This is a genomic window from Micromonospora sp. CA-248260, assembly GCF_050942205.1.
GTDB classification, from domain to species: domain Bacteria; phylum Actinomycetota; class Actinomycetes; order Mycobacteriales; family Micromonosporaceae; genus Micromonospora; species Micromonospora antibiotica.
In genome coordinates this window covers 4,962,249-4,982,645 of sequence record NZ_CP192021.1, presented here as the reverse complement: position 1 = coordinate 4,982,645, position 20,397 = coordinate 4,962,249, and the positions used below count along the sequence as shown (strand labels likewise).

Annotated in this window: 15 protein-coding genes; 10 read left to right on the top strand and 5 right to left on the bottom strand. The window is 72.6% G+C overall.

Annotation, left to right across the window (positions count from 1 at the left end; genetic code table 11):
- Nucleotides 1–384 precede the first annotated feature (384 nt).
- Entirely contained in the window at nucleotides 385–588 is a 204-nt protein-coding gene (locus ACQP2H_RS21250) for a cold-shock protein (protein ID WP_091237353.1), read from the bottom strand.
- Nucleotides 589–795: 207 nt separating this feature from the next.
- Between ACQP2H_RS21250 and ACQP2H_RS21245 the strand changes: the two genes are divergently transcribed.
- Together ACQP2H_RS21245 and ACQP2H_RS21240 are read left to right on the top strand one after the other, a co-directional pair.
- Nucleotides 796–1,455, top strand: a complete 660-nt coding sequence (locus ACQP2H_RS21245) for a class I SAM-dependent methyltransferase (protein ID WP_433233616.1) — start codon at nucleotides 796–798, stop codon at nucleotides 1,453–1,455.
- A 97-nt stretch (nucleotides 1,456–1,552) separates the two neighbouring features.
- Nucleotides 1,553–2,170: a DedA family protein gene (locus tag ACQP2H_RS21240; RefSeq protein ID WP_208569215.1), complete on the top strand. Its 618-nt coding sequence runs from the start codon at nucleotides 1,553–1,555 to the stop codon at nucleotides 2,168–2,170.
- 87 nt (nucleotides 2,171–2,257) lie between these two features.
- Here ACQP2H_RS21240 and ACQP2H_RS21235 read toward each other — a convergent pair whose 3' ends face one another.
- Together ACQP2H_RS21235 and ACQP2H_RS21230 are read right to left on the bottom strand one after the other, a co-directional pair.
- Entirely contained in the window at nucleotides 2,258–2,911 is a 654-nt protein-coding gene (locus ACQP2H_RS21235; RefSeq protein ID WP_357536870.1) for an MBL fold metallo-hydrolase, read from the bottom strand.
- Between the two features lie 7 nt (nucleotides 2,912–2,918).
- A complete protein-coding gene (locus ACQP2H_RS21230) occupies nucleotides 2,919–3,638 on the bottom strand; it encodes a maleylpyruvate isomerase family mycothiol-dependent enzyme (protein ID WP_433228595.1) in 720 nt (239 codons plus the stop codon).
- A gap of 177 nt (nucleotides 3,639–3,815) precedes the next feature.
- On the opposite strand from ACQP2H_RS21230, the gene rsgA reads away from it, so the two are divergent.
- The 3 genes from rsgA (at nucleotide 3,816) to ACQP2H_RS21215 (ending at nucleotide 8,730) form a co-directional block, all read left to right on the top strand.
- On the top strand, nucleotides 3,816–4,895 hold the full coding sequence (gene rsgA, locus ACQP2H_RS21225; RefSeq protein WP_433228593.1) for a ribosome small subunit-dependent GTPase A: 1,080 nt from the start codon (nucleotides 3,816–3,818) through the stop codon (nucleotides 4,893–4,895).
- Between the two features lie 278 nt (nucleotides 4,896–5,173).
- The gene (gene uvrA / locus ACQP2H_RS21220) at nucleotides 5,174–8,119 is read left to right on the top strand and encodes an excinuclease ABC subunit UvrA (protein WP_357536864.1); all 2,946 of its coding nucleotides are present in this window, start codon (nucleotides 5,174–5,176) and stop codon (nucleotides 8,117–8,119) included.
- A gap of 149 nt (nucleotides 8,120–8,268) precedes the next feature.
- Entirely contained in the window at nucleotides 8,269–8,730 is a 462-nt protein-coding gene (locus tag ACQP2H_RS21215) for a Rieske (2Fe-2S) protein (RefSeq protein ID WP_219463744.1), read from the top strand.
- Between the two features lie 48 nt (nucleotides 8,731–8,778).
- Here ACQP2H_RS21215 and ACQP2H_RS21210 read toward each other — a convergent pair whose 3' ends face one another.
- The gene (locus ACQP2H_RS21210) at nucleotides 8,779–12,021 is read right to left on the bottom strand and encodes a penicillin acylase family protein (RefSeq protein WP_219463741.1); all 3,243 of its coding nucleotides are present in this window, start codon (nucleotides 12,019–12,021) and stop codon (nucleotides 8,779–8,781) included.
- Nucleotides 12,022–12,355: 334 nt separating this feature from the next.
- Between ACQP2H_RS21210 and ACQP2H_RS21205 the strand changes: the two genes are divergently transcribed.
- Nucleotides 12,356–13,690 carry a jacalin-like lectin gene (locus ACQP2H_RS21205; protein ID WP_219463739.1) on the top strand — a complete coding sequence of 445 codons (1,335 nt, stop codon included), beginning with the start codon at nucleotides 12,356–12,358 and terminating at the stop codon, nucleotides 13,688–13,690.
- 10 nt (nucleotides 13,691–13,700) lie between these two features.
- Entirely contained in the window at nucleotides 13,701–15,650 is a 1,950-nt protein-coding gene (gene uvrC, locus ACQP2H_RS21200) for an excinuclease ABC subunit UvrC (RefSeq protein WP_219463737.1), read from the top strand.
- 6 nt (nucleotides 15,651–15,656) lie between these two features.
- Here uvrC and recQ read toward each other — a convergent pair whose 3' ends face one another.
- Nucleotides 15,657–17,501: a DNA helicase RecQ gene (gene recQ, locus ACQP2H_RS21195; protein WP_219463735.1), complete on the bottom strand. Its 1,845-nt coding sequence runs from the start codon at nucleotides 17,499–17,501 to the stop codon at nucleotides 15,657–15,659.
- A 228-nt stretch (nucleotides 17,502–17,729) separates the two neighbouring features.
- On the opposite strand from recQ, the gene ACQP2H_RS21190 reads away from it, so the two are divergent.
- The 3 genes from ACQP2H_RS21190 (at nucleotide 17,730) to ACQP2H_RS21180 (ending at nucleotide 20,355) form a co-directional block, all read left to right on the top strand.
- Nucleotides 17,730–18,215, top strand: a complete 486-nt coding sequence (locus ACQP2H_RS21190; RefSeq protein ID WP_219463734.1) for a hypothetical protein — start codon at nucleotides 17,730–17,732, stop codon at nucleotides 18,213–18,215.
- A 269-nt stretch (nucleotides 18,216–18,484) separates the two neighbouring features.
- Nucleotides 18,485–19,396 carry an RNase adapter RapZ gene (gene rapZ, locus ACQP2H_RS21185; protein WP_208569204.1) on the top strand — a complete coding sequence of 304 codons (912 nt, stop codon included), beginning with the start codon at nucleotides 18,485–18,487 and terminating at the stop codon, nucleotides 19,394–19,396.
- Nucleotides 19,393–20,355 carry a gluconeogenesis factor YvcK family protein gene (locus ACQP2H_RS21180; protein WP_219463731.1) on the top strand — a complete coding sequence of 321 codons (963 nt, stop codon included), beginning with the start codon at nucleotides 19,393–19,395 and terminating at the stop codon, nucleotides 20,353–20,355. The genes rapZ and ACQP2H_RS21180 overlap by 4 nt, the downstream gene beginning before the upstream one ends.
- Nucleotides 20,356–20,397: the final 42 nt, after the last annotated feature.

Genomic DNA, 20,397 nt, shown 5'->3' with positions numbered 1-20,397 from the left:
TTTCCCCGACGGGCGGCCCGTGACCGCTTCCTCGCCGGGCGGCCGTGACGGTTCCTCGCCGGGCGGCCCATGATCACTGCTTCCCTCGGCCGGGGGGCCGTGACCGCCCTCCCCGCCCTCGCCCGAACGCGTGATGTCTTCCTGCCGGACGGACGGGACCGTGCCTCCCCGCCCCGACGGCGGAGTTCGCTCGGTCCGGCGGAACGGCGGGCAGGATGCGCCGCAATGGTGCCCAGGTAGCGGTGTCACGGCGGGCGGGATAGCGCTACAACGGCCCCCTTGAGTCGATCATGGTCGTGCCGGGCCGTACCGGTGCCGTCACCGGGTGATGGTGGTCGACAGCGCTCGGTGGCGGCGGCCGAAGCCGCCGCCACCGGCACGGACCTACAGCGGGCGGACGTTCTCCGCCTGCGGGCCCTTCTGCCCCTGGGTCACATCGAACTCGACCTTCTGGGCCTCCTGCAGTTCCCGGTATCCGCTACTGGCGATCGCCGAGTAGTGGACGAAGACGTCGGGGCCGCCGCCGTCCTGCTCGATGAAGCCGAAGCCCTTTTCCGAGTTGAACCACTTGACCGTGCCGGTTGCCATGCATCTCTCCCTGTTTACAACGGGTGATCCCGCCGCTGCGGCGGATGATCGCCCTGTACTGCCCCGACAGTAACCGGCCGATCCGGTTTTTGCCGGCTGAAGTGCCGCAGGAAGTTACGGGGAAACTCGCGGGTCAGCCCGGAATACCACCCTTCGGGCGGTCCGGTCCGGGACACTCGACCGGTGAACGGACCGAGCACCGCCGCGTTGGCCGAGCTGGAGCGGGAGATCGACGCACCGGGGGACGGGCTGGACCGGCTCCGGCTGGTGCCGACGCCGTTCGTGCCCGAGGTGCGGCTGCACCTCGCCGAGGACGCGATCGTCTGGTGGGCACGAATGGAGGCGGCGGCCGGCCGTGCCCTGCCGCCACCGTTCTGGGCCTCGGCCTGGGCCGGTGGTCAGGCGCTCGCCCGTCACCTGCTCGATCACCCCGACCTGGTCGCCGGTCGCCGGGTGCTCGACCTGGCCGCCGGCTCCGGACTGGTCGCCATCGCCGCCGCGCTCGGCGGTGCCACCCAGGTCGTCGCCAACGACGTGGACCCGTACGCGGTGGCGGCGGTGACCGTCAACGCGCGGGCCAACCGGGTACGGGTGCAGGCCCGTTCCGGTGACCTGCTCGACGACGACGGCACCCAGGCCGAGCTGCTGGTCGCCGGGGACGTCCTCTACGACCGGGAACTGGCCGAGCGGGTGCTGCCCTACCTGCGACGGGCCGCCCAGGGTGGGACGCAGGTGCTGGTCGGTGACCCGGACCGGGGCCACCTGCCGTGGGACGTGCTGGAGGTGGTGGCCAGCTATCCGGTGCCCACCACCGAGCCGTCCGTCGACTCCCCGGTCCGCCGGGTGCAGGTGCTGCGTCCCCGGTGAACCCCGCAGGCCAACCAGGGCACCCCGAGAAAATTCGGGGAGTGATCAGGGTCGCGACCCGATGCGCCGGAGCACCCCCGAGCCGTAGCGTCGGCTCGTGCTCGACGAACTGGCCCGACTCGGTGACCTGCCCACCGCTCTGCTGATGGCGGCGCTCGGGCTGGTGATGCTCGCCGACGCCGTACCGCTGCTCGGTGTGCTCGTCCCCGGCGACGTGGCGATCCTCGCGGCGGTGGGGGTGGGTCGGCCCCTCGCCGGTGTCGCGACCATGGTGGCGGTGGTCGTCGGCTGCCTCGCCGGCTGGTCGCTGAGCTTCCTCGCCGGGCGGATCTACGGGGAGCGGCTGCGGCACAGCCGGGTCGGTGGCTGGATCGGCGAGGGGCGCTGGTCGGCCGCCGAGCAACTGCTGCGCTCCGGTGGCGGGCGGATGGTGCTTGTCGCACCCTTCCTGCCGGTGTTCAACACGCTGCTGCCGCTGGCCGCCGGGGGCCTGCGGATGTCGTACCGCCGGTTCGTCACGTGTGCCGCGCTCGGCGCGGCGGCGTGGGCCGGTCTCTATCTGGCGCTGGGGGTGGCGTCACGGGCCCTGGCCGGGCTGCTGCCCGGCGATCCGCTGCTGGTCACCATGGGGGTGGGCCTGGTGCTGGCCGGTCTGGTGCTGCTGGGCACCCGACGTCGGCTACGGACGGTGACCGCCCTCGGTCAGGCCGGCTGACCGCTGCCGACCCGGTGACCGGCATCCGCCCCGGTGACCGGCGTTCGCCCGGTCACCGGGTGTGAGCCCGCCACCGGGTGCCCCGGGTCACCAGCCGCGCGCCCGCCACTGCGGCAGCGACGCCCGCTCCGCCCCGAGGGTGCTGTCGGCACCGTGCCCCGGATAGAACCAGGTGTCGTCGGGCAGCCGGTCGAACAGCTTGTGCTCGACGTCGTCGATGAGCTGGCCGAACCGCTGCGGGTCCCGGTCGGTGTTGCCGACCCCGCCGGGAAACAGCGAATCCCCGGTGAAAAGGTGCGGGGTGCCGGCCGGGTCGCGGTAGAGCAGCGCGATCGACCCCGGGGTGTGCCCCTTGACGTGGATCACCTCCAACGTCTGCTCGCCCACCGTCACGGTGTCGCCGTCGGTCAGGGCCTGCGCCGCGATCGGCAGCCCCTCGGCGTCGTCGGCGTGCACCAGGGCCTGGGCGCCGGTGGTGGCGACGACCTCCTCCAACGCCACCCAGTGGTCCATGTGCCGGTGGGTGGTGACCACCGAGGTCAGGCCGGCGTCGCCGATCAGGTCGAGCAGCCGTGGTGCCTCGTTCGCGGCGTCGATCAGGACCTGCGCCCCGGTGTCGCGGCAGCGCAGCAGGTAGGCGTTGTTGTCCATCGGGCCGACCGACAGCTTGCTGACGGTGAGTCGGTCGAGTTCCCGGACGGCGGGCGGGCCGCCGTGGGTGACGTCTCCGGTGTAGCTCATGGGCGGTCTATATCCATTCGGGTGGGGTCGGGAGGGGACCGTCCGGGGTGACGGTCAACACGTCGCCGCTGCTGCGGCCGATCAACCAGGCGACCAGTTCGGCGGCGGGGCCGGCGACCTGCGGGGCGTCCTGCGGGTCGCCCACCACCAGCTCCGGCCGGTTACCGTCGGCGGGCCGTAGCACCAGCGCCGGGGCGTCCGGCCGCTCGGCGAGCCCGCCGGCCACCTCGTGCAGCAGGTGCTGGGCGAACGCGGCCGGCCAGTCCGCCGGCCGGTAGCCGGTGCCCAGGTCGACGTGGTGCACCTCCAGCTCGCGCCACCGGCCCCAGAGCACCAGGGCGACCGGCCACGGGCCGCGTCGGGTCTGCACGGTGCCCTGCCACGCGTGCGCCGGCATCGCGGCCACCGCCTCGGTGAACCGGTCGGTGCTGCGACGCAGGTCGGCCAGCAATTCGGCGGGCGGCCGGTCGGCACCGGCGGCGATGTCGGCGTCCCGCGCGGCGTCGCTGGCGTACATCGGGATGTCCTGCCCGGTTCGGGCGGAGGTGAGCAGGTTGACGAACCCGTCGGCGTTGCGGGCCAGGTGGGTCAGCACGTGGCCCCGGGTCCAGCCGGGCAGCAGGCTGGCAGCCGCGACGGCCGCCGCGTCGAGCCCGGCCGTGGTGTCCAGCAGACGGGCGGCGGCGTCGGTCACCGCACCGGTCAACAGCAGTGGATCCGTGGTCACGCCACGACCCTAACGGTCCGGGGAGCGTTGCGCCGCCGGGGAATTCGCTTTCGGCGCGTCGGTGCGACGCCTACCGTCGGCTACGACGCGGTACCGGGACGACGGACGGGGTGGTGATCATGCCGGTAGCAGGACGCGTGTTCGGCCACGACCAGTTCCGACCCCGGTGAGGATGACATGACCATCGATCTGACCGCTCTCGGCCTGGACGCCGAGCGGGCGGCGTACGCGCGACGGCGGCCGGACCGCCGGCCCGGCCGGGTGGCCCGGGTCGACCGGGGGGTGTGCACCGTGCTCGCCGCGGACGGACCGGTCCGGGCCAGTCTGGGCCCGGCGGTGCTGGCCGCCGCCGCCCGTGACCTGACCGCGTTGCCGTGCGCCGGTGACTGGGTGCTGCTGGCCCGCTGGCCGGACGGCCCGGTGACCGTCGACGCGGTGCTGCCCCGACGGACCGCGCTGATCCGCCGGACCGCCGGCAAGGACGCCAGCGGTCAGGTGCTCGCCGCCAACCTCGACGCCGCGGCGGTGGTCGAGCCGGTGCACCCGGAGCCGGACGCCGCCCGGATCGAACGGCTGCTCGCGCTGGCCCACGAGTCGGGGGCCACCCCGCTGGTGGTGCTCACCAAGGTCGACCTGGCCGCCGACCCGCAGGCGGTGGCCCGGCAACTCGCCGCGGTGGCCCCCGGGGTGCCGGTGCTGCCGGTCAGCGCCGAGCAGGGCACCGGCCTGGCACCGCTGCGTCCGCTGGTCGCCCCGGGGCGCACGCTGGCCCTGCTCGGCCCGTCCGGAGCGGGCAAGTCCAGCCTGCTCAACGCCCTGGTCGGGGCGGACGTCATGCCGACCCAGGCGATCCGACGCGTCGACGGCAAGGGTCGGCACACCACCACCTGGCGGGCGCTGGTCCCGGTGCCCGGTGGCGGGGCGGTGCTGGACACCCCCGGGGTCCGGGCGGTCGGCCTGCTCGACGGGCACGCCGGCCTGGACCGGGCGTTCACCGACATCGCCGAGCTGGCCACCGGCTGCCGGTACGCCGACTGCGGGCACACCGCCGAGCCGGCCTGCGCGGTGCGGGAGGCGCTGGAGAACGGGGAACTGTCGCCCCGGCGCTGGGAGAGCTGGCGTCGGCTCCAGCGGGAGGTGGCCTACGAGGGTGGCCGTCGGCAGAGCCGGCTGGCCGCCGAGCGGCGGGGCGGTTGGCGAGGGGGTCGACGCCGGCCGGCCCGGCCGACCACGCCACCGCTGCCGGGCGGCTTCTGACCGGTGCCCGGACCGGCCGACAGCGGTCGGGTCGGGCACCGGGTCGGTGTGCCGCCGCGGTGCCGGTCCGAGCTGTGGCGCGGGCCGGGCGGTGGCTGACCTGACCGGTGTGAGCTGGGGGAGTGTGGGCGTGCACGAAGTTGTCGTACCCCGGGGCTAAAGTTGCCGGGGCGTTCCTTCGCGCCCGTGAAACTGCTCAACTCACTCCGCAAACCGCTCAGATCACCCTCGTAGCGGACAGATCCGCCTCACATTCTTCTTTCGGGAGCACCCGCACCGTGGCCGACCGTCTGATCATCCGTGGCGCGCGCGAGCACAACCTGCGTGACGTCAGTCTCGACCTGCCCCGGGACGCGCTGATCGTCTTCACCGGGCTGTCCGGCTCCGGCAAGTCGAGCCTGGCCTTCGACACCATCTTCGCCGAGGGGCAGCGCCGCTACGTCGAGTCGTTGTCGTCGTACGCGCGGCAGTTCCTCGGCCAGATGGACAAGCCCGACGTCGACTTCATCGAAGGGCTGAGCCCGGCCGTCTCCATCGACCAGAAGTCCACCTCGCGCAACCCGCGCTCCACCGTCGGCACCATCACCGAGGTCTACGACTACCTGCGGCTGCTCTTCGCCCGCATCGGTGAGCCGCACTGCCCGGTCTGCGGCGAGCGGATCTCCCGGCAGAGCCCCCAGCAGATCGTCGACCGGGTGTTGACGATGGCCGAGGGGACCAGGTTCATGGTGCTCGCCCCGGTGGTCCGGGGTCGCAAGGGCGAGTACGTCGACCTCTTCGCCGAACTCCAGGCCAAGGGCTACGCCCGGGCCCGGGTCGACGGGGTGGTGCACCCGCTGACCGAGCCGCCCAAGCTCAAGAAGCAGGAGAAGCACACCATCGAGGTGGTGATCGACCGGCTCAGCGTCAAGGCGGGCGCCAAGCAGCGGCTGACCGACTCGGTGGAGGCCGCGCTCGGCCTCTCCGACGGCCTGGTGCTGCTCGACTTCGTCGACCTGGCCGAGGACGACCCGGCCCGGGAACGTCGCTACTCCGAGCACCTGGCCTGCCCCAACGACCACCCGTTGGCGATCGAGGACCTGGAACCCCGGGTCTTCTCGTTCAACGCGCCCTACGGGGCCTGCCCGGAGTGCACCGGCCTGGGCACCAAGAAGGAGGTCGACCCGGAGCTGGTCGTCCCCGACCCGGAGCGCACCCTGCGCGAGGGCGCGCTGCAACCCTGGGCGACCGGGCACAACCTGGAATACTTCCTGCGCCTGCTGGAGGCGCTCGGCGAGAGCCAGCACTTCGACGTCGACACCCCGTGGCGGGCGCTGCCGGCGCGGGCGCAAAAGACCATCCTGCACGGCTCCGACGACCAGGTGCACGTCCGCTACCGCAACAAGTTCGGCCGGGAGCGGTCCTACTACACCGGCTTCGAGGGCGTGGTGCAGTGGATCGAGCGGCGGCACACCGACACCGAGAGCGAGTGGTCGCGGGACAAGTACGAGGGCTACATGCGCGACGTGCCCTGCGCGGCCTGCGGCGGCACCCGGCTCAAGCCCGAGGTGCTGGCGGTCACCATCGCCGGCAAGAGCATCGCCGAGGTGTGCAACCTGTCGGTGGGTGAGGCGGCCGAGCTGCTCGCCGGCATCGCGCTGACCGACCGGCAGAAGATGATCGCCGAGCGGGTGCTCAAGGAGATCAACGCCCGGCTGCGGTTCCTGCTCGACGTCGGCCTGGACTACCTCTCGCTGGACCGGGCGGCCGGCACCCTGTCCGGTGGCGAGGCGCAGCGCATCCGGCTCGCCACCCAGATCGGCTCCGGCCTGGTCGGCGTGCTCTACGTGCTCGACGAGCCGTCGATCGGCCTGCACCAGCGGGACAACCACCGGCTGATCGAGACCCTGCTGCGGCTGCGCGGCCTGGGCAACACGCTGATCGTGGTCGAGCACGACGAGGACACCATCCGGGTCGCCGACTGGATCGTCGACATCGGGCCCGGCGCGGGGGAGCACGGCGGCCGGATCGTGCACAGCGGCTCGGTGCCGGAGCTGCTGGACAATCCCGAGTCGGTGACCGGGGCGTACCTGTCGGGCCGGCGGGAGATCCCGACACCGCAGCAGCGTCGACCGCAGACGCCGGAGCGGGAGCTGGTGGTGCACGGGGCGCGCGAGCACAACCTGCGCAACCTGACCGTGCCGTTCCCGCTGGGGCAGCTCATCGCGGTCACCGGGGTCTCCGGCTCGGGCAAGTCGACGCTGGTCAACGACATTCTCTATGCGGTGCTGGCCAACCAGATCAACGGCGCGCGGCTGGTGCCGGGCCGGCACACCCGGGTCTCCGGGCTGGAGCACGTCGACAAGGTGGTCGGCGTCGACCAGTCACCGATCGGCCGTACCCCGCGCTCCAACCCGGCGACCTACACCGGGGTCTGGGACCACGTCCGCAAGCTGTTCGCCGAGACCACCGAGGCCAAGGTCCGGGGGTACGGCCCCGGCCGGTTCTCGTTCAACGTCAAGGGTGGCCGCTGCGAGGCGTGCTCCGGCGACGGCACCATCAAGATCGAGATGAACTTCCTGCCGGACGTCTACGTCCCGTGCGAGGTCTGCAAGGGCGCCCGGTACAACCGGGAGACCCTGGAGGTGCACTACAAGGGCAAGACCGTCTCCGACGTGCTGGAGATGCCGATCGAGGAGGCGGCCGAGTTCTTCTCCGCCATCCCCGCCATCCACCGGCACCTGCGCACGCTCAACGACGTGGGTCTGGGTTACGTCCGGCTGGGTCAGCCCGCGCCGACGCTGTCCGGCGGTGAGGCGCAGCGGGTCAAGCTGGCCTCCGAGTTGCAGAAGCGTTCCACCGGTCGCACGGTCTACGTGCTCGACGAGCCCACCACCGGCCTGCACTTCGAGGACATCCGCAAGCTGCTGATGGTGCTGGAGGGCCTGGTCGACAAGGGCAACACGGTGATCACCATCGAGCACAACCTCGACGTGATCAAGACGGCCGACTGGCTGATCGACATGGGCCCGGAGGGTGGTCACCGGGGCGGCACGGTGCTCGCCACCGGCACCCCGGAGGAGGTCGCCGAGGTCGCCGAGAGCCACACCGGCCAGTTCCTGCGCTCGGTGCTCAAGCTCGACGGCCAGGCCCGGGGGGCGAAGGCGGCGGTGACCCGGGCGTCCCGGGCCAACGGTGCGACGCCGAAGGCGCGTACCCGCAAGGTGCCCGCCGCAGCCCGCTGACCCGGCGGGTCGACGACCGGCCCCGCCCCGGGGTCCGGCGCGGACATTCCCGGGCGGGTGGGGTGAACCGTCGGGCACAGTGGTGCGTGTGCTCCAGTGAGGCCGCGATGGTCGACGACCTGCGGCGGCAGTCGAGAGGAAGGCCGGAGATGAACGACGATCAGGTGCTGACCGGGCCCGGTACGCAGACCCGACGCGCCCTGCTGGCCGGGGCCGGTGCGGTGGGGGCCTCGGTTCTCCTGACCGCCTGCGGCGACGACTCCGGTGACGAACCGGCCACCCCGGCCACCGGTGGGCCGGCCGCGACCTCCGGCGGGTCCGGTGCCGCCGCGATCGCCAAGACCGCCGACATCCCGGTCGGCGGCGGCCAGGTCTACGCCGCGCAGGGCGTGGTGATCACCCAGCCGACGGAGGGGCAGTTCAAGGGTTTCGACCCGATCTGCACCCACCAGGGCTGCCCGGTGTCGAACGTCGACGGCGGGACGATCAACTGCACCTGCCACAACAGCAAGTTCGCCATCACCGACGGCGCGGTCAAGGAGGGGCCGGCGACCAAACCGCTGGCCGCCAAGGAACTCAAGATCGACGGCGACCAGATCTCGCTGGCCTGACCGACACCGGCCGGCCCGGAGGACGTCCTCCGGGCCGGCCGGTCGGGTTCACTGCGGGTAGACCGCCATCTCCCAGATCGAGTAGCCGTAAGTGGTGGCCCGGGTCACCCCGTGCATCCGGACGTAGCGGGCGCTCGTCGTGGGGAAGGCCGCCACGTCGGTGCCGCCGTCGCCGGCCGTGGTCGACCAGACCGTACGCCAGGTCGACCCGTCGTTGGACACCTCGATCCGGTACGACCGGGCGTACGCCGACTCCCAGGCCAGCGTCACCCGACCCACCTGGCGGGCCGACCCGAGGTCCACGGTCAGCCACTGGTCGTCCGCCCAGCTGCTCGCCCAGCGGGTGCCGAGGTCGGAGTCGACGGCCTTGGCCGCCCCGAAGAACAGCTCACTGCCGGACGCGCTGACCGGCCGGCCGGCGGCCAGGTTGGTCAGGTCGTCGCCCCGGCGGGACGGGAACGACACCACCTGCTGGAAGGTGGGCCGGTTCTGCCAGGCGGTGGTGGCGTGCTTGATCCCGCCCAGCGGCGACTGGATGATCGCGTCCGCGCACCACTGGTCACCGGCGGCGCAGCTCGCGTCGCCGGGATAGGTCTGGGCGGCCGGGGTGGCCGCCGCCGTGCGTAGCGTGTCCAGCAGCACCTGCCGGCAGCCGGCCAGGTTCCCGGCCCCGCAGTAGCTCCGGCCCAGCCCGCCGCGCACCGGGTCGCCGAGCACCGCGCGCAGGTCCTTGTCGACGTAGCCCCACCAGCCGTACTGGAAGGACGAGCCCTTGTGCGACTGGGCCTCGTTGGCCGAGGTCGGCAGGTTGGACTTGTCGCCCTGCTGGTACCCGGAGGGGGACTCGTTGATCTGGATCGCGTTGATCAACGACTGGTAGAGGTCCGGGCCCAGCTGGTCGCGGAACATCCCCCGGACCAGCAGCGGCCACCAGGCGTCGAAGGTGCGGATCGCGTCGGCGTGCCGGTAGACCTTCGACCCCTTCGCGGTCTCCACCCGCAGCGCGCCGTCCTGCCGCCACGCCTTGAGCCGGCTGATCTCGGTGGCCAGCGCGGCGTCGGCGACGGGCTGGCTCTCCAGCACCCGGATCAGCTCGTCGAGCACCTCGGCCCCGCGCAGGTCGGTCACGCCGGCCTGCTCGACCAGCGCGGTCAGCGAGCCCCGGTCGAACTTCCGGCCGGCCTGAAGGCCCGCCTTGAGCGGGCGGTCCAGCAGGTCGGCCCGGTGCACCGCGCCGAAGCTGTAGTTGCCGTCCGCGCCGCCGAAGTCCTTGGCCTGCTTGTTGTTCCAGCTGACGTAGTAGTCCTGGTTGACCGACCGGGGGTGGGCGGCCAGCGGGGCGTAGTTGGCGGTGTTCGTCGCCGGGTCGAAGCCCTGCCACTCGTAGGCCGGCTCGGCCTTCATCGGCAGGTTCGGGTTGGACCCGGCGGCCCGCACCGGGTTCAGCCCGGAGTTGAAGTACGCCGACTCGGTGGAGTTGACGTAGAACCAGTTGAACGCGTACTCGACGTTGTTGGCCGAGGCGACGAAGGCGTCCGCCGAGCCCATCTCGGCCGGGTCGTTGAACATCTGGAAGCCGATCGCCGAGTCGGCCTCGTGCCGGTAGGTGGAGCGGAGCTGGGTGAACGCGTGCGGTTTGCCGCCCACCGTGCCCCGCCAGGACACCAGGCCGAGCTTCGTGCGCCAGGCCACGAGCTTGTACGACCCCTTGGCGGTGCCGTCGGCGAGGGTCGGCGTCCACTTGTTGACGTGCGCGAGCTGCTCCATCGCCACGCACTGCCCCCGGTAGAGGTAGTGGTCGGCGGCGAGGGTGGGGGCGCTGCCGTCGGTGGTGCACAGCGGCACCGCGTAGCTGTCGGTGATGTCGTGGATCGACGAGGTGGCGCTCCACGCGTAGTCCTGCCCCCGGCCGAGCAGCACGTAGAGGTTGAGACCGGCGAACGCCGCGCCCCGGGCACTGATCCCCGGGCCCTGCAACTCCTGCACCATCAGCAGTTGCGGGGAGAAGTAGCCGGTCTGCGGGCCGAAGACCGCGACCGGGTGTCCGGTGGCCGAGTTCCCGGCCGAGACCACCGCCGCGTTGGACATGCCCCGGTGCGCCGGGCTGATGGTCAGCCCGGACAGCGCGGCGGCCAGCTCACCGGACGCGCTGGTGCCGGGGGCACGGGCCGGGGCGGCGGTGCTGCCGGCGGAGCCGGTCGGGTCGGTGAAGATCGGCTCGACCCGGGCCGAGCCGGCGTCGGGCAGTGCCACGCTCGCCGCGTCCGGGGAGGCGTCGCCGTACGGGAAGCTCTGCCCGTCGTGCAGGGTCAGCACGGTCTCCGGGTCGTTCTGGTTGCGGAACGCCGTCCACACCCTGTCGCCCTCGGTGGCGCCGTACTTGGCGCGGGCGGCGATGCGGACCAGCGCGGACTGCATCTCGGTGCCGCCCCCGCCGCCGAACAGGCCGCCCACCACGCCGGCGATGGCGATCAGGTCGGTGAGCTGGAACGGCTCCGGGCCGCCGGCGTTGGTGACCGCGTCCAGGTGGCCGGTGAGCACGTACTCGCCGGGGCAGTTGCGGGCGCCCATGCAGACGCCGATGTAGGCGTTGATGCCGGCGATGTACTCCTGCACGTCGGCGTAGAGCTGCTGGCCGCGCGGACCCTTCGTGCGCAGCGCCTCGACCTGCGCCTGGAGGTCCGCCTCGGTGTAGGGCGAGTTGCGCCAGACGCTCTGCTCCAGGGCCCGGTTGCCGGGGGCGCCCCCGGCGAACGAGGTGAGGGTGCCCCGGCCGACGTGCCGTAGCAGGTCCATGGTGAACAGTCGGTCCTCGGCCCCGGCGTAGCCCGCGCCGTACATGGTGCCGCCCCGGGTGGTGCCGGTGACGTGCGGGACGCCTGTCGCCTTGTCCCGCAGGATGCGCACGTCGGAGCGGGGCGAGTAGTCGCGTTCGACCTGCCCCTGCGGCACTCCGAAGGAGGCGTCGTTGAAGAACGAGCCGATCTGTTCCTCGCGCAGCCCGGCGTAGCCGTAGACCAGGTCGGCGTAGCGGTCGAGCTGGTCGGCGGAGTGCCGGGGCAGGGTGCCGAGGGTCTGGTTGCCCAGCACCTCGACGAGGGTGGCGTTGCCGTTCTGGCCGGGTGGCAGGATGTCGCCGCACTCGCCGAGGCAGTAGTCCTCGGGGCTGAACGCGGCACGTGGCGCGGCGGCCTCGGCCGGGGCGGCGGGGGTCGCGGTGAGCAGGGCGGCGACGCTGATGCCGGCGGTCAGTCCGGCGAGCAGGCGGCGGACGGTGGGGGGACGGGGCATGGTGATCCTCCGATGAGGATGGGGATCTTTACGTGAATAACATTCGGTTACCGGATGGTAATCTCCGCTCGTCGATATCGGAAGACGTCCATCGAGCGGCTGCCGGATCTTTCCCCGGGAGTATCGAGCCGGTCGGCGCGCGTGGATAGCTTTCGATCCGGCACCCGGGCTGACGCCCGCCCCTCGCCCCACCCCGCCCGGCGCTCACCCGCCGGCCCTCCCGCCCGGACCGGTGCTCACCCGCCGGTCCCCCAACCCTGACCGGTGCTCACTGCCGGTCCCGCCCCCGACCGGCGGACACCCGCCGGTCCCGCCACTCCAGATTGGACCGTCGATGAAGGTCGTCCGTCTGCTCGCGTCCGCGACGCTGCTCGCGGCCGTGCTCACCCCGCCCGCGCCGGCCGCCGCGTCCCCGGGCACCGCCGCCGCCGCGCCCACCTCGGGGGCGTTCTCCGTGCTCACCTACAACGTCGCCGGGCTGCCCGACATCATCTCCAGCGGCGACCCGGCGACCAACACCCGGCCGATCGGCGAACGGCTCGGCGGGTACGACATCGTGCACGTCCAGGAGGACTTCAACTACCACGCCGACCTGTACGCCACCGACCAGCACCCGTACCGCACCCCGACCAGCGGGGGAGTGCCGTTCGGCAGCGGCCTCAACACGCTGTCGAACTACCCGTACAGCGACTTCGCCCGGGTGAAGTGGAACTCCTGCAACGGCACCGACTGCCTCACCCCGAAGGGCTTCACCGCCAGCCGCATCCGGCTCGCCGAGGGCGTCTTCGTCGACTTCTACAACGCCCACCCCAACGCCGGCACCACCGACGCCGATCTGGCCGCCCGCCGGTCCAACCTCAGCCAGCTCTCCGCGTACGTCGCCGCCAACTCGGCCGGCAACGCGGTGGTCCTGATGGGTGACCTGAACGTCCGCTACACCCGTACCGGAGACAACATCCGGGACCTGGTGGCGGCCAACGGCCTCACCGACGTCTGGGTGCAGCAGGAACGGGGCGGCCAGCCGCCGGCCGCCGGTGACCCCGCGCTGGTCTGCGACGAGGCCAACGTGACCGACTCCTGCGAGGTGGTCGACAAGATCCTCTACCGGGGCAACAAGCTGGTCAACCTCACCCTGAACCGCTACCACAACGAGCACGCCCGGTTCCTCACCCCGACCGGCGGGCCGCTGTCCGACCACTACCCGCACGCCGCCTGGTTCGACTGGACCCTCGCCCCGACGCTGCGGGCCAGCGATACCTGGGGCGGCCCGCACGGCACCGGCTTCACCGACGCCGACCGGGTCGGCCCGGCGGTGACCCGGGTCACCCTGCGCGGCGGCTCCCGGCTCGACGCCGTCGGCGTCGACCTCGCCGACGGCGGCCAGCTGCGCCACGGCGGCACCGGCGGGACCGAGACCGGCCTCACCCTGGCCCCCGGCGAGCGGATCACCCAGGTCACTCTGACCCAGGGCCAGAAGGACGGCCGGACCAGGATCTTCTCGGCCCGGCTCGGCACCGACCAGGGCCGCACCCTCAGCGCCGGTACGCCCACCTCGGCGACGGTCACCTTCACCGCGCCCCCGGGCGGTCGACTGGCCGGCTTCTTCGGCCGCAGCGGCACCGAGGTCGACCAGCTCGGTGTGATCTGGAGTGTCGGGGGCAACGGATAGTCTCGGTGCCGTGGCTGATCCCTCGACCTACCGCCCCGCGACCGGCACGATCCCCGAGTCCCCCGGGGTCTACCGGTTCCGCGACGGCACCGGCCGGGTGATCTACGTCGGCAAGGCCAAGAGTCTGCGCAGCAGGCTCAACTCCTACTTCGCCGACCCGTGGGGGCTGCACGAGCGCACCCGGCAGATGGTCACCACCGCCGAGTCGGTCGACTGGGTCACCGTGGGCACCGAGGTCGAGGCGCTCCAGCTCGAATACACCTGGATCAAGCAGTACGACCCCCGGTTCAACGTCCGGTACCGCGACGACAAGTCGTACCCGTACCTGGCGGTCACCCTCGACGAGGAATACCCGCGGCTGCAGGTCATGCGGGGCGCGAAGCGTAAGGGCGTGCGGTACTTCGGGCCGTACTCGCACGCCTGGGCGATCCGCGAGACGCTCGACCTGCTGCTGCGGGTCTTCCCCGCCCGCACCTGCTCCGCCGGGGTGTTCAAGCGGGCCGGGCAGGTGGGCCGGCCCTGCCTGCTCGGTTACATCGGCAAGTGCTCCGCGCCCTGCGTGGGCACCGTCTCCGCCGACGCGCACCGGGCCATCGTCGACAACTTCTGCGAGTTCATGGCCGGCCGTACCGACAGCATGGTGCGTCGCCTCGAACGCGAGATGACCGAGGCCAGCGAGCAGTTGGAGTTCGAGCGGGCGGCCCGGCTCCGCGACGACGTGGCCGCCCTGCGCCGGGCCATGGAGAAGCAGACCGTGGTGCTCGGCGACGGCACCGACGCCGACGTGGTCGCCTTCGCCGACGACCCCCTCGAAGCGTCCGTGCAGGTCTTCCACGTCCGCGACGGTCGGGTACGCGGCCAACGCGGCTGGGTGGTGGAAAAGACCGAGGAGCTGACCACCGGCGACCTGGTGCACCACTTCTGCACCCAGGTCTACGGCGGCGAGCAGGGCGAGGCGGACGTCCCCCGGGAGTTGCTCGTCCCCGAGCTGCCCGGTGACGCCGACGCGCTCGCCGACTGGCTCAGCGCCCGCCGGGGCAGCCGGGTGTCGCTGCGGGTGCCCCAGCGCGGCGACAAGAAGACCCTGCTGGAGACCGTGGGCCGCAACGCGAAGGACGCGCTGGCCCGGCACAAGCTCAAGCGGGCCGGCGACCTCACCACCCGGGGCAAGGCGCTCGACGAGATCAGCGAGGCGCTCGGCATGCGTACCTCGCCGCTGCGCATCGAGTGCTTCGACGTCTCCCAGATCCAGGGCACCGACGTGGTGGCCAGCATGGTCGTCTTCGAGGACGGGCTGCCCCGCAAGAGCGAATACCGCCGGTTCATCGTCCGGGGCGCCACCGACGACCTGTCGGCGATGTCCGAGGTGCTGCGCCGCCGCTTCGCCCGCTACCTCGACGCCCGCGCCGAGACCGGTGAGCTGGGCGAGGAGACCGCGTCCGACCCCGACCGCCCCGGCATCGACCCGACCACCGGCCGGCCACGCAAGTTCGCGTACCCGCCGCAGCTGGTGGTGGTCGACGGCGGTGCCCCGCAGGTGGCGGCGGCCGCCCAGGCGCTGGCCGAGCTGGGCATCGACGACGTGGCGCTGTGCGGGCTGGCCAAGCGGCTGGAGGAGGTCTGGCTCCCCGACGACGACTACCCGGTCATCCTGCCGCGCACCTCCGAGGGGCTCTACCTGCTGCAACGCGCCCGGGACGAGGCGCACCGGTTCGCCATCACCTTCCACCGGCAGCGGCGCTCCAAGCGGATGACCGAATCGGCCCTGGACACCGTCCCCGGGCTGGGTGAGGTCCGCCGCAAGGCGTTGCTGCACCACTTCGGCTCGCTCAAACGGCTCTCCGCCGCCACCGTGGAGGAGATCGTCGAGGTGCCCGGGGTGGGCCGGCGCACCGCCGAGGCGATCCTCGCCGCCCTCGACGACGACCCGAAGACCACCGCCCCCACCCCGGCCGACTGACGGCGGTCAGGGCTGGTCGGCGAGGACGGTGAGGATGGACTCGCCGTACTTGGCCAGCTTGTTCTCGCCGACGCCGCTGATCCTCGACAGCTCGGCCAGCGAGGTGGGGGAGTCGGTGGCGATCTGCCGCAGCGTCGCGTCGTGGAAGATCACGTACGCGGGCACGCCCTGTTCCTTGGCGGTGGCTCCCCGCCAGGCACGCAGCCGCTCGAACAGCGACCCGGCCGCCGGGGACAGCTCGGCGACCACGGTGGCCGCGCCGCGCGGCTTCGCCGAGCGGGCCGAGGCCACCTTCTCCGGCTCCCGGCGCATGGTGACCGTGCGGCGGCGGGCCAGCACGTCCGCGCTGGCCTCGGTGAGCGCCAGCGTGCCGTAGTCGCCCTCGACCGCCAGCAGCCCCTCGGCGAGCAGCTGCCGGACCACCCCGCGCCACTCCGTATCGCGCAGCTCGGTGCCGATGCCGAAGGTGCTCAGCGCGTCGTGGCCGTGCTGGCTGATCTTGTCGTTCTGCTTGCCGAGCAGGATGTCGACGCAGTGCCCGGCGCCGAAGCGCTGGTTGCGCTCCCGGTCGAGCCGGTAGACGGTGGACAGCAGCTTCTGCGCGGCCACCGTGCCGTCCCAGGTCTCCGGCGGGGTCAGGCAGGTGTCGCAGTTGCCGCAGTCGGCCGTGCCGGGCTGGCCGAAGTATTCGAGCAGCTGCACCCGTCGGCAGCGGACCGTCTCGCAGAGCGCCAGCATGGCGTCCAGGTGGGTGGCGAGGTTACGGCGGTGGGCCAGGTCGCCGTCGGACGTCTCGATCATCTTGCGTTGCTGCACCACGTCCTGGAGGCCGTAGGCGAGCCACGCCGTCGACGGCAGGCCGTCCCGGCCGGCCCGCCCGGTCTCCTGGTAGTAGCCCTCGACCGACTTGGGCAGGTCGAGGTGGGCCACGAAGCGGACGTCCGGCTTGTCGATGCCCATCCCGAAGGCGATCGTGGCGACCATGACCAGGCCGTCCTCGCGCAGGAAACGCTGCTGGTTGGTGGCGCGGGTGCCCGAGTCCAGGCCGGCGTGGTAGGGCAGCGCGGCGACCCCGTTGGCGACCAGGAACTCGGCAGTCTTGTCCACCGAGGCCCGGGACAGGCAGTAGACGATGCCGGCATCGCCCGGGTGCTCGTCGCGCAGCAGGGCCAGCAACTGCTTGCGCGGCTCCTTCTTGGGCACGATCCGGTACTGGATGTTGGGCCGGTCGAAGCTGGCCACGAAGTGCTTCGCCTCGGTGAGCTGGAGCCGGGTGGCGATCTCGGCCCGGGTGGCGCTGGTGGCGGTCGCGGTCAGCGCGATCCGGGGTACCGTCGGCCACCGCTCGTGCAGCATCGACAGGGCCAGGTAGTCGGGGCGGAAGTCGTGCCCCCACTGGGACACGCAGTGCGCCTCGTCGATGGCGAACAGGCCGATCCGGCCCCGGTCGAGCAGTTGCTGCACGCCCCGGGTGCCCAGCGCCTCGGGGGCCAGGTAGAGCAGATCCAGTTCCCCGGCGACGAAGGCCTGCTCGACCGTGCGCCGGGCCGCGTAGTCCTGCGTCGAGTTGAGGAAACCCGCGCGTACGCCGACCGCCGTCAGCGCGTCGACCTGGTCCTGCATGAGGGCGATCAGCGGGGAGACGACTACCGCGACGCCGTCGCGGACCAGCGCCGGGACCTGGTAACACAGTGACTTGCCGCCACCGGTGGGCATCAGCACCAGCGCGTCCCCACCGGCCACCACGTGATCGATGATTTCCTGCTGGAAGCCCCGGAAGGCGTCGTAGCCGAAGACCCGGCGGAGCACGTCGAGGGCGTCGGAGGCGCGCAACTCGGTGGGGGAGACCATCCGGGGAGTCTACGAGCCGGCCCCGACACCACCGTCCACGACGCCCCCGGACCCGCCCCGATCCGCCCCGCTTCCGGCGGCACCCTCGTCCTCAGCGGTGCCCCCGCCGGAGCCGGCGGGTGTCCGACCCGGCGGGCCCTCACCCGGTGCTGTCCCCGTCACCCCAGCAGAGGCCGCCGATGCCGGCGGCGCTGTGGAAGCCGAGACGCCGTGCGGTTGGATGGCCTGATGGCGGTACACATCGATATCGACGCACTCCGGGACGCGGCCGGGGTCGAGGTCTGCGCAGCGGCGGACAAGCTGACGGCCTCCGGCCAGCCGCCGGAGGTCCTCCCGGTCGACGGCGGAGCATCCGGGGTGGTCCACGAGGCGGGTCGGCCGCCGTACGAGGTCTGGGTGGGGGTCACGGCGGACGGCTTCACCGCCGAGTGCGACTGTGCCGCCGAGACCGACCTGTGTGCGCACGCGGTGGCCCTCACCGCCGCCGCCCTGGCCGAGGGCTTCGCGTGGTCGTCGACGGCCACCCCGCAGTTGGACCCGGCGGTCGACCCCCGGGTCGCGGAGCTGACCGTACTCGCGCGTGGGCTGCCCGCGCGCCGGCTGGCGGCGCTGGTCGCCGAGTGGGCGGCCACGGACCCGGTGTGGGAGGGCGCGCTACGGGCGCAGGCCGGCCAGCCCGCGCCCCGCACCGCCGTCGAACTGGACGGAGACTAGGACGATCGTGCCGCCACCGTCGCGGTGCGGAGGTGGTGACACTTCTCCCGTCGAGCGGTATGCCTGTCCGGCATAAATATGACGGACAGGCATACCGCTCCGCGCCAGGCAATGCTCCGGATGCCGGTCGAACGCCGAGCCGACCCCGCCGGGCGACCCGCCGTCGGGCGTGCCGGGATCGACGCCGCCCACCGGGATAGAGTCGTCGACTGACCCTGCGCGGTACGGGACCCATCGGGGCTCGCCGCCACGGAACCGGGAGTGGTGGAATGGGCGAGGCGCGGACAACCGGCGGGCACGTCGAGGGCGGCACGGCGGAGTCGGACACCACGCTGGTGGTGGTCACCGGCCTGTCCGGCGGTGGCCGCAGCACGGTGGCGCGCGCCCTGGAGAACGTCGGCTACTACGTGGTGGACAACCTGCCGCAGGCGCTGATGCTGGACATGGCCGAGCTGGCGATGAAGGCCGGCGGGGCGGCCCGGCGTACCGCGATGGTGCTGGACGTGCGGTCGCGGGCGTTCTCCACCGACCTGGCCGGGGCGATCCGGGAGCTGAAGGAACGTGGCTTCTCGCCCCGGGTGGTCTTCGTCGACGCCGACGACGAGGTGCTGATCCGGCGGTTCGAGAGCGTGCGCCGGTCGCACCCGTTGCAGGGTGAGGGGCGGTTGGCCGACGGGATCGCCGTCGAGCGGGCCCTGCTGGAGGAGGCCCGCGACCAGGCCGATGTGATCATCGACACCAGCCACCTCAACGTCAACCAGCTCCGCCGTCGGGTCGAGGAGCTGTTCGGCGGGGAGGACGCCCGGCGGTTGCGGCTCACCGTGCTCTCGTTCGGCTTCAAGTACGGCCTGCCGCCGGACGCCGATTTCGTCCTCGACGCCCGGTTCCTGCCGAATCCGTACTGGGTGCCGGAGCTGCGGGAGCACACCGGTCGGGAGGCGGCGGTCAGCGCGTACGTGCTCGGTCAGGAGGGCGCGGACGCCTTCGTCGCCTCGTACGCCGAGCTGGTCAACGCCACCACCGCCGGTTTCGAGCGGGAGGGCAAGCGTTACCTGACGGTGGCCGTGGGCTGCACCGGCGGCAAGCACCGCAGCGTGGCGATCGCCGAGGAGCTGGCCGAGCGGCTGCGCCAGTCGGGGCTGGCCGCCAATGCGCAGCACCGGGACCTGGGGCGGGAGTGACGGTGCGGTCGGTGGTCGCCTTCGGCGGGGGGCACGGACTGTCCGCCTCGCTGCGGGCGCTGCGGCACTGCGCCGGGGAGTTGGACCTGGACATCACCGCCGTGGTCACCGTCGGCGACGACGGCGGCTCCAGCGGCCGGCTCCGGGCCGAACGCGGCGGCCTGCCCCCGGGCGACCTGCGGCAGGCACTGGTCGCGTTGGCCGGGGACCATCCGGCCACCCGACGTAGCGCCGGGCTGTTCCAGCACCGGTTCGCCGGTGCCGCCCGGGACGGGCTGGCCGGTCACGCGGTGGGCAACCTGGTGCTCTGCGGCCTGATGGAGCAGCTCGGCGACCCGGTCGCCGCGCTGGCGCACGCGGGGGCGATGCTCGGCGCGGTCGGCCGGGTGCTGCCGATGTCCGCCCAGCCGGTGGACATCGAGGCCCGGGTCCGTGGCCTCGACCCGGCCCACCCCGACGAGGTACGCACGGTGCGCGGCCAGCACCAGGTGGCGGTGACCACCGGCACGGTGCAGGCGCTGCGGATCACCCCGGACGCCCCGGTGGCCTGCGCGGAGGCGGTGGCCGCGATCGGCGACGCCGACTGGTTGATCTTCGGACCGGGCAGCTGGTACACCAGCGTGCTGCCGCACCTGCTGGTGCCGGGGCTGGCCGAGGCGATCGTGACCAGCCCGGCCCGGCGACTGGTCACCCTCAACCTGGCCGCCGAGAAGGAGACCCTGGGTCTCTCGGTGGCCGACCACCTGGCCGCTCTGCGTTGGTACCTTCCGCAGCTCACCGTCGACTACGTGGTGGCCGACTCCAAGGCGGTGGGTGACCCCGAACCGGTCGGGCGTGCGGCAGAATCGCTTGGTGCCCGGTTGGTCCTCGCCCCGGTCGCCGTCGACGACGGCACGCCCCGTCACGATCCGGCCGCCCTGGCTGCCGCACTGGTGCCTGTCCTGGGCGTCGATCGTTAAGCACGTACGTAATCACCGGCGACACGCCGGTACCGGTCCGTG

Bases quoted from the DNA above. Each gene is read 5' to 3' on its own strand.
- ACQP2H_RS21250 (WP_091237353.1), bottom strand. From the start codon at position 588: ATGGCAACCGGCACGGTCAAGTGGTTCAACTCGGAAAAGGGCTTCGGC.
- ACQP2H_RS21235 (WP_357536870.1), bottom strand. From the start codon at position 2,911: ATGAGCTACACCGGAGACGTCACCCACGGCGGCCCGCCCGCCGTCCGG.
- rsgA (WP_433228593.1), top strand. From the start codon at position 3,816: ATGACCATCGATCTGACCGCTCTCGGCCTGGACGCCGAGCGGGCGGCG.
- ACQP2H_RS21215 (WP_219463744.1), top strand. From the start codon at position 8,269: ATGAACGACGATCAGGTGCTGACCGGGCCCGGTACGCAGACCCGACGC.
- ACQP2H_RS21210 (WP_219463741.1), bottom strand. From the start codon at position 12,021: ATGCCCCGTCCCCCCACCGTCCGCCGCCTGCTCGCCGGACTGACCGCC.
- ACQP2H_RS21205 (WP_219463739.1), top strand. From the start codon at position 12,356: ATGAAGGTCGTCCGTCTGCTCGCGTCCGCGACGCTGCTCGCGGCCGTG.
- recQ (WP_219463735.1), bottom strand. From the start codon at position 17,501: ATGGTCTCCCCCACCGAGTTGCGCGCCTCCGACGCCCTCGACGTGCTC.
- ACQP2H_RS21190 (WP_219463734.1), top strand. From the start codon at position 17,730: ATGGCGGTACACATCGATATCGACGCACTCCGGGACGCGGCCGGGGTC.
- rapZ (WP_208569204.1), top strand. From the start codon at position 18,485: ATGGGCGAGGCGCGGACAACCGGCGGGCACGTCGAGGGCGGCACGGCG.